This window comes from Pseudomonas sp. GW821-FHT07G10, from assembly GCF_059418545.1.
In genome coordinates this window covers 1-1,126 of the sequence record NZ_JBWKQB010000070.1, presented here as the reverse complement: position 1 = coordinate 1,126, position 1,126 = coordinate 1, and the positions used below count along the sequence as shown (strand labels likewise).

At 59.1% G+C, this 1,126-nt stretch carries 3 protein-coding genes; all 3 read left to right on the top strand.

The annotated features are described in order from the left end of the window. Positions 1 to 417, top strand: a 417-nt coding sequence (locus AC07O1_RS30350; protein WP_495091193.1) for a Rossmann-fold NAD(P)-binding domain-containing protein, incomplete at its 5' end; no start/stop codon positions are given. 15 nt (positions 418 to 432) lie between these two features. Further along, on the top strand, positions 433 to 756 hold the full coding sequence (locus AC07O1_RS30345) for an NAD(P) transhydrogenase subunit alpha part 2 (protein ID WP_005783507.1): 324 nt from the start codon (positions 433 to 435) through the stop codon (positions 754 to 756). Then, on the top strand, positions 756 to 1,126 hold a 371-nt coding region (locus tag AC07O1_RS30340), incomplete at its 3' end, for an NAD(P)(+) transhydrogenase (Re/Si-specific) subunit beta (RefSeq protein ID WP_495091192.1). The genes AC07O1_RS30345 and AC07O1_RS30340, both read left to right, overlap by 1 nt.

Below are 1,126 nucleotides of genomic sequence, written 5' to 3'. Positions count from 1 at the left end.
GCCAGCTGGATGCAGCGTCAAGCGCTGGCGGTACACGAGCGCGCCAAGCAGGCGGACATTGTCATTACCACCGCGCTGATCCCGGGTCGCAAGGCACCGGTATTGTTGAGCGCGGAAACCGTCGCGCAAATGAAGCCCGGCTCGGTGGTCATCGACCTCGCGGCAGCTCAAGGCGGCAACTGCCCGCTGACGGTAGCCGATCAGGTGATCGTCGCTCACGGCGTGACCATCGTCGGCCATACCAACCTGGCGGCGCAGGTCGCTGCAGATGCCTCGGCGCTGTATGCCCGCAATCTGCTGGACTTCCTGAAGCTGGTCTTCACTCCAGAAGGCCAATTCCAGCTCAACCTCGAAGACGACATCGTCGCCGCGTGCCTGATGTGCCGCGACGGCCAAGTCATCCGCAAAAACGCCTAAGCAGGGATTCAGACGATGGAAGAGCTTATCTCCCCCGGTATCTACAACCTGATCATCTTCGTGCTGGCGATTTATGTCGGTTATCACGTGGTCTGGAACGTTACACCTGCACTGCACACGCCATTGATGGCGGTGACCAACGCCATTTCGGCAATTGTCATCGTCGGCGCCATGCTCGCTGCTGCTTTGACCGTGACTCCGCTGGGTAAAACCATGGGCACCCTGGCTGTGGCTTTGGCCGCGGTGAATGTGTTCGGTGGCTTCCTGGTGACCCGCAGGATGCTTGAGATGTTCAAGAAGAAAGCGCCCAAAGCTGTGAAAGAAGAGGTGCAGAAGTAATGAGCATGAATCTTGTAACGACGCTCTATTTGATCGCGTCGATCTGCTTCATCCAGGCCCTGAAAGGCCTGTCGCATCCGACCACTTCCCGACGCGGCAATGTGTACGGAATGCTCGGAATGGCCTTGGCGATTGTCACCACCATCGGCCTCTTCTATAAGCTTGGGGCCGAGCTGGCCACGGCCGGAATCGGTTACGTGATCGTCGGTCTGTTGGTCGGCGGCACGGCCGGTTCGATCATGGCCAAGCGCGTCGAGATGACCAAGATGCCGGAACTGGTCGCTTTCATGCACAGCATGATCGGCATGGCGGCGGTGTTCATCGCCATCGCTGCCGTCGTCGAACCGCAGTCTCTGGGTATCGTCAAGCA